The following is a 7,155-nucleotide window of genomic DNA, read 5'->3' on the forward strand; positions in this document are numbered from 1 at the left end:
GGGCACCCCCTCCCGCCATCCGCCACCGTCCGACGAAGGAGCCCCTTCCGTGCCCAGGCGGCGCCGTCTGCTGATCCCGCTCACCGTGACCACCGTGCTCGCCCTCGCCCTGACGCTCGTCGCCCTGTCCGACCGCGACGACGCGCGGGCCCCGACCGTGTCACGCACCGGGCCGCCACCGACCGCCGCCATGGACACCGCGACGCTGGTCCTGCCGTTCGACGCCTACGAGAACTCCCCGTACGAGAGCCTGACCATCAGCGAGGCGACCGACCTCCTCCTCCGGTCGTGTCTGCGCGCCCAGGGCGTCACCTGGTCTCCCCTGCCCCCGCTGACCGCGCGGGACGTCGAACCGCCCCACACACGCCGCTACGGGCTGACCGGCGCGCGTGACGCGGCCCGCTACGGCTATCACCTCGCTCCGCCCTCCCCCGCCTACCAGCGGCGGGAGGCCGCGCGGACCGCGCGCGGCAAGCTCCCGGCCGCCCAGCGGCGTGCCGCCTACGGCCCTGGGGGGATCACGGGCGTCGGCGGCTGCTGGGCGCGGGCCAACGCCCGGATCGTCCGCGAGGTCGGCCCTCGTGACCAGGACCACCTCGCCCAGGCGTCCACCCGGACCTTCGCCGAGGCGCGGCGCTCCCCCGAGGTCACGGCGGCCAACCGCGCGTGGAGCGCGTGCATGAAGCGGGCCGGGTTCTCCTACGGCGACCCCTTCCAGTCCTTCGCGGACCCCGCGTGGGGTGCCAGGCCCCGGCCGGTGGCCCGGGAGCTGGCCACCGCGGCGGCGGACGTCCGCTGCAAGGAGGACGTCGGGTTGGTCGAGGCGTGGGTGGCGGCGGACCGGCGGGTGCAGGAGGCGGCGGTGCGGGCGGAGCCCGCGCGGTTCCGCGCGCACGCCGGGATCAAGCGCGCGTGGCTGGCCACGGCGCAGCGCGTGCTGCGCACCGGCCGCTGAACCGGGCCGGCCGGCCCGCCCCGGGCCCGCGCCCGGTCGCGGGGCCCACGGCCGGTCGGACGGCACACGTACGGCCGGTCGCGGAAGCCGGTCATGGGAGCCGGTCGGACCGTCCCCGTCGTACAGCCGTGGGTACGACGGGGGGGCCGCGTACGGGGCTACGCCGTGCCCACCAGATGTTCCAGCGCCAGCTGGTCCAGCGCCTCGAAGGCCATGCCCCGGGCGGCCGCGCGGTCCAGGTCGAACTCCTCGTAGGCCGTGCGGTCGGCGCGCAGGGCCTTCAGGCCGTCGGCGGCGGTCGGGAAGGCGAGTCCGTCCACGCGCGCGTCGCTCAGGGCGGTGCGGACCCGGGGGTCGGCGCGGAAGGCGGCCACGCGGTCGCGCAGGATGAGATAGGTGCGCATACAGGCGGCGGCCGAGACCCACACCCCGTCGGCGTCCTCGGTCCTCGGGGGCTTGAAGTCGAAGTGGCGCGGGCCGTCGTAGCCGCCGGACTCCAACACGTCCACCAGCCAGAAGGCGGCGCGCAGGTCCCCGGCGCCGAAGCGCAGGTCCTGGTCGTACCGGGCGCCGCACTGGCCGTTGAGGTCGATATGGAAGAGCTTGTCCGCCCAGAGGGCCTGGGCCACGCCGTGGGCGATGTTGAGCCCGGCCATCTGCTCGTGGCCGACCTCGGGGTTCACCCCGAAGAGGGCGGGGCGCTCCAGCCGTTCGATGAAGGCGAGGGCGTGGCCGACGGTGGGCAGCAGCAGATCGCCGCGGGGTTCGTTGGGCTTGGGTTCGAGGGCGACGCGCAGCGCGTATCCCTGGTCGGTGATGTACTCCCCCAGCAGGTCGAACGCCTCCTTGAGCCGGTCGAGGGCGAGCGGGACGTCCTTGGCCGCGCCGGACTCGGCGCCCTCCCGGCCGCCCCAGGCGACGACGGTCCTGGCGCCGAGCGAGGCCGCCGTGTCGATGGCGCGCAGGGTCTTGCGCAGCGCGTAGCGGCGGATGTCGCGGTCGTTGGCGGTGAAGGCGCCGTCCTTGAAGACGGGGTGGGTGAAGAGGTTGGTGGTCGCCATCGGCACGGTCAGTCCGGTGGCGTCCAGGGCGGCGCGGAACCGGGAGAGCGTGCGCTCGCGTTCGGTCTCCGAGGAGCCGGGCGGGATGAGGTCGTCGTCGTGGAGGCTCACCCCGTACGCGCCGAGGTCGGCGAGGCGGCGCACGGTGTCGACGGGGTCGAGCGGGGGTCGGGTCGGGTCCCCGAAGGGGTCTCTGCCGGGCCAGCCGACGGTCCACAGGCCGAAGCTGAACCGGTCGCCGGGCGTGGGAGTGAAGCGTTCCTGCATCGCTGACCGCCTTGGTCCGCCGTAGTGGCTTTCGCTGGACGTCCATGAACACGGGTGGTGTGGGCGGGGGTACGGGTGGCATACGGACGGGATTCGGCGCGGGTGAGCGGCCTCGGGGGCGGGATTCCGATGGCGCGCGGAGACCGCCGCGGCCGCTCGTCCCGCGTGGTTTGTTTTCCGGCCTGACGAATGTGGCACACCCTCACCGGGACGGTGAAGACCCGTGCCATCTGTCGTCCGGCCGGAAGTTGACATACCTTCCTTGCGCCACGGCCGGCCCGGGGCCCATCGAAGGACAAGGGAGGCGTGGACGATGCCGAGACGGGCGAGCGGCGCGACGAAGGACTCCACCCGGCCGGTGACCCGGCGAACCGGCGGGGCTGACGGCCTCGTGATCGGGGTGGACAGCTCCACCCAGTCCACCACCGCCGTCGTCGTGGAGATCGCCACCGGCCGGGTCCGCGCCACCGAGAGCGCCCCGCACGAGGTGCGCGGGGAGTCGGGCGCCCGGGAGAGCGACCCGGAGAGCTGGTGGCGCGCGCTGGCCGGGGCGGTCGGCGCGGCACTGGCGGCCTCGGGGGCGCCGCCCGCGGCGGTACGGGGGATCGCGGTCGCCGGGCAGCAGCACGGGCTGGTGGTGCTGGACCGCGCCGGGGCGCCCCTGCGGCCCGCGATGCTGTGGAACGACACCCGGGCCGCGCCCCAGGCGGCGGCGCTGGCCGAGGCGCTCGGCGGGCCCGGCGGCTGGGCGGACCGCACGGGTTCGGCCCCGGTGGCCGCCGTCACCGCCGCGAAGTGGCGCTGGCTGACGGAGCACGAGCCGCGGACGGCCGCCGCCACCGCCGCCGTCCGCCTGCCCCATGACTACCTCACCGAACGGCTGGCGGGCACCGCCGCCACCGACCCGGGGGACGCCTCGGGCACCTGCTGGTACGCGACCGCGACCGGGGCGTACGACCCGGCCGTACTGGACCTGATCGGTCTCGACGCCCGGCTGCTGCCCCCGGTGGCGGCGGGCGGCGGCATCCGCGTCGGCGATCTGACCCCGGCCGCCGCCGCGGCGCTCGGTCTGCCGGAGGGGATCGCGGTCGCGGCGGGTACGGGGGACAACATGGCCGCCGCCGTCGGGCTCGGGCTCGGCGCGGCCGGTCTGATGGACCATCCGGTGCTCAGCCTCGGCACCTCCGGCACCGTCTACACCGTCACCCGGGCCCGGCCCGCCACCCCGGCGCTCTCCGGCTTCGCCAGCGCCGACGGCCATCATCTGCCACTGGCCTGCACCCTGAACTGCACCCTCGCCGTGGACCGGGTGGCCGCGCTGCTCGGACTGAGCCGGGACACCGCCGAGGCGGGCGGCGAGGTGGTGCTGCTGCCCTTCCTCGACGGTGAGCGCACCCCCGATCTGCCCACCGCGTCGGGGCTGCTGACCGGGCTGCGGCACTCCACCAGCCGTCAGCAGATCCTCGGCGCCGCGTACGAGGGGGCCGTCGTCACCGTGCTGCGCGCGCTCGACACGGTCCTCGCCGTCGGCGGACCCGCCCCGGCCTCGCCCCAGGCCGCGACCCGGCCGCTGCGGCTGATCGGCGGCGGTGCGCGCGGCCCGTACTGGGTGGAGACCGTACGCCGTCTCGCCGGGCGGCCGGTGCTGCTGCCGCGGACCGCGGAACCGGTGGCGGTCGGCGCGGCGGCGCTGGCGGCGTCGGCGGCGGGCGAGGGCGACGCGGTGGCGCTGGCGCGGGCGTGGGAGCGAACACGGGAGGAGGCGGCGGGCGGGGTACGCGAGTTGCCCGCGGTCGAGCGGGACCGGGAGACCTGGGAGCGCGTCAGCGGCGTGCTGGACCGCGCCACACCCGCGCTGCTGCGCCCCTGACCCTCCGCCGCGGAAGCCCCGCTCCACCCCTGACCCGGCACCACGGACGCCCCACTCCACCCCTGGCTCTCCGTCACGGCGTCCGGGGCCGGGATGAGCTGCGGTGATCCCGTTTCCGTAGACTGTCCCGCACACCCCACCCATTTCCCCGCTCACCCGCCCACGGTGAGAGGGAGACCCACGCCTGGAGGCGAGCATGGGCACCCGTCGGACCTCACTGCCGGGAGTCGGTACGCAGTACGACTTCACCACCGAGGAAGGGCGTCACATCTCCGTCGTGGTCCACCACGACGGCCGCCGCTTCCTCGGCTTCTACGACGCCGAAGACCCGGACGCCTGCCAGCTCGCGGTCCCGCTGACCGCCGAGGAGGCCACCGCCCTGGCCCACCTGATCGACCCGGCGCCGATCGACGCGGTCCGCACCGACGGCATCGACCTGGTGACCGAGCACATCCAGATCGGCACCCGCTCGCCCTTCGGCGGCCGGCTGCTCGGCGAGACCCGGGCCCGCTCCCGGACCGGCGCGTCCATCGTGGCGGTGCTGCGCCGCCACAGCGCGCACCCGTCCCCGGAGCCCGACTTCCGTCTCGCCATCGGCGACACCGTCGTCGCGGTGGGCACCCGTCAGGGCGTGGACGCCCTCGCCGAGATCATCACCGGAGGCTGACCGTGCACGAGACGACCATGCTGCTGATCGAGCTCGGCGCGATCATCCTGGTGCTGGGGCTCATAGGCCGCGCCGCCGGGCGCGTCGGGCTCTCCCCCATCCCGCTCTATCTGCTGGCGGGGCTGGCCTTCGGCACCGGCGGGCTGCTGCCGATGAGCGCGAGCGAGGACTTCGTCGCCGTCGGCGCCGAGATCGGCGTGATCCTGCTGCTGCTTCTGCTCGGCCTGGAGTACAGCGCCTCCGAACTGGTCGGCAGCCTCAAGACCCAGTACCCCTCCGGGCTGGTCGACTTCGCCCTCAACGCCCTGCCGGGCGCGGCCGCGGCGCTGCTGCTCGGCTGGGGGCCGGTGGCGGCGGTCGCGCTCGCGGGTGTCACCTGGATCTCCTCCTCCGGTGTGATCGCCAAGGTCCTCACCGATCTGGGACGCCTGGGCAACCGGGAGACCCCGGTGGTCCTGGGCGTCCTGGTGATGGAGGACCTGGCGATGGCGGTCTATCTGCCGCTGCTGACCGCGCTGCTGGCGGGCGTCGGTCTGGCCGGCGGCAGTGTGACCCTGCTGATCGCGCTCGGCACGGTGGGCGTGGTGCTCTATCTGGCGCTCCGTCACGGCCGGCTCATCAGCCGCGCGGTCTCCTCCGACAACCCGGAGATGCTGCTGCTGGTGGTCCTCGGGCTCACCCTGCTGGTGGCGGGCGTGGCGCAGGAGCTCCAGGTCTCGGCGGCAGTCGGGGCGTTCCTGGTGGGGATCGCGCTCTCCGGTGAGGTGGCCGAGGGCGCGCGCAAGCTGCTGACGCCGCTGCGGGACCTGTTCGCGGCCGTGTTCTTCGTCTTCTTCGGTCTCTCCACCGATCCGACCGAGATCCCCCCGGTGCTGCTGCCCGCGCTGCTGCTGGCGATCGTCACCGCCGTCACCAAGGTCCTCACCGGCTGGTACGCGGCGCGGCGCGCCGGGATCGGCCCGCGCGGACGGCTGCGGGCGGGTGGCGCGCTGGTGGCGCGCGGCGAGTTCTCCATCGTGATCGCGGGGCTGGCGGTGGCGACGGAGCCGAGGATCGGCCCGATCGCGACGGCGTATGTGCTGATCCTGGTGATCCTCGGCCCGCTGGCGGCGCGCTGGTGCGAGCCGCTGATCGGGCCCCGGCTGCGCACGGCGGCCGCCGCGCCGGTCCCGGCGGAGGTCATCGACGCGACGGAGTGCGCGGCGCCCGCGAAGGCCCCGGGCGCGGACCCGGTGACGGGCGCGAACCCGGTAGCGGGCGCGAACCCGGTAGCGGGCGCGAACCCGGTGACGGTCAAGGACCCCGTGGCGGTCGAGGACCCGGTGGCCGCGCCCTCGGCCGAGGCCGCGCCGACGCCCGGTCAGGGCTGAGGAACGGTCCGTACGGTACGGAGAGGGGCCGGGGCGCGATGCCCCGGCCCCCGCTGCGTACGGTGGGCCTCACCGCACGGCCCGGCCGGGCCGTCCCCCCTGTGACGGAGTGAGCCATGACCACGGCGGACCGTGCCGATGGAACGTCCTTCGCGCTGCTGCCCGGCGCCGCCGACTCCCCCGTGATCCTGCACATACCGCACTCCTCGCGGACCATCCCCCCGGCGGTACGGGCGGGGATCGCGCTCGGGGACGCGGAACTGGAGCGGGAACTGGACCACATCACCGACGCGCACACCGCCGATCTGGCGCGGGTGGCGGCCGAGCGGTGCGCGGTGACGCCCTGGCGGCTGGAGAACCGGCTGTCGCGGCTGGTGGTGGATCCCGAGCGGTTCCCCGACGATCGGGAGGAGATGCTCGCGGCCGGGATGGGCGCGGTCTACACCCGTACCACGCACGGCGCCGTGCTCCGGGATGCGGGGGTGGACCCTCAGCCGCTGATCGAGCGCTACTTCCACCCGTACGCGCGGGCGGTGACGGACGCGGTGGCCGCGCGGCTGGAGGCGGTGGGGCGCGCGGTGGTCCTCGATGTCCACTCGTATCCGAGCCGGGCGCTGCCGTACGAACTCCACGGCGACGGGCCGCGGCCCCCGGTCTGTCTGGGGACGGATCCCTTCCACACCCCGCCCGCGCTGCTGGCGGCGGCGGAGCGGGCGTTCGGCGGGTTCGGCGGTACGGGCCTGGACAGTCCCTTCGCGGGGGCCTATGTGCCGCTGGAGTTCTACGGGCGCGAACCGCGGGTCAGCGCGCTGATGGTGGAGATCCGGCGCGATCTGTATCTGACCGAGCCCGGTGGTCCGGCGGGGCCGGGGCTCGGGGCGCTGGCGGACGCGCTGGCGGAACTGGCCGACGCGGCGGGCGCGTGACCGGGCGGGGGCGCGGTGACGGCCGCCGCCCCCCCCCCC

At 75.4% G+C, this 7,155-nt stretch carries 6 protein-coding genes; 5 read left to right on the forward strand and 1 reads right to left on the reverse strand.

The window, feature by feature from the left end; all coding sequences use genetic code 11:
- The coding region (locus ACFVIM_RS30575) for a hypothetical protein (RefSeq protein WP_384308184.1) at positions 1-955 on the forward strand (955 nt) is incomplete at its 5' end.
- Between the two features lie 158 nt (positions 956-1,113).
- Here the strand turns inward: ACFVIM_RS30575 and xylA are convergent.
- Positions 1,114-2,283, reverse strand: a complete 1,170-nt coding sequence (gene xylA / locus ACFVIM_RS30580; protein ID WP_384308187.1) for a xylose isomerase — start codon at positions 2,281-2,283, stop codon at positions 1,114-1,116.
- 313 nt (positions 2,284-2,596) lie between these two features.
- Here xylA and xylB point away from each other — a divergent pair, with 313 nt between their 5' ends.
- From xylB to ACFVIM_RS30600, 4 genes are all read left to right on the forward strand, one after another.
- Entirely contained in the window at positions 2,597-4,153 is a 1,557-nt protein-coding gene (gene xylB, locus ACFVIM_RS30585; protein WP_384308190.1) for a xylulokinase, read from the forward strand.
- Between the two features lie 196 nt (positions 4,154-4,349).
- Positions 4,350-4,820: a cation:proton antiporter regulatory subunit gene (locus ACFVIM_RS30590; protein WP_384308193.1), complete on the forward strand. Its 471-nt coding sequence runs from the start codon at positions 4,350-4,352 to the stop codon at positions 4,818-4,820.
- Positions 4,821-4,822: 2 nt separating this feature from the next.
- Positions 4,823-6,190: a cation:proton antiporter gene (locus tag ACFVIM_RS30595; protein WP_384308196.1), complete on the forward strand. Its 1,368-nt coding sequence runs from the start codon at positions 4,823-4,825 to the stop codon at positions 6,188-6,190.
- A gap of 116 nt (positions 6,191-6,306) precedes the next feature.
- Entirely contained in the window at positions 6,307-7,116 is an 810-nt protein-coding gene (locus tag ACFVIM_RS30600; protein ID WP_384308199.1) for an N-formylglutamate amidohydrolase, read from the forward strand.
- The last annotated feature ends 39 nt before the right edge of the window (positions 7,117-7,155 follow it).

This window comes from Streptomyces sp. NPDC057638, assembly GCF_042800315.1.
Classification (GTDB): Bacteria; Actinomycetota; Actinomycetes; order Streptomycetales; family Streptomycetaceae; genus Streptomyces.

What these genes read in the sequence shown, in the direction of transcription:
- ACFVIM_RS30600 (WP_384308199.1), top strand. Translation starts at nt 6,307, where the DNA reads ATGACCACGGCGGACCGTGCCGATGGAACGTCCTTCGCGCTGCTGCCC.
- xylA (WP_384308187.1), bottom strand. Translation starts at nt 2,283, where the DNA reads ATGCAGGAACGCTTCACTCCCACGCCCGGCGACCGGTTCAGCTTCGGC.
- ACFVIM_RS30590 (WP_384308193.1), top strand. Translation starts at nt 4,350, where the DNA reads ATGGGCACCCGTCGGACCTCACTGCCGGGAGTCGGTACGCAGTACGAC.
- xylB (WP_384308190.1), top strand. Translation starts at nt 2,597, where the DNA reads ATGCCGAGACGGGCGAGCGGCGCGACGAAGGACTCCACCCGGCCGGTG.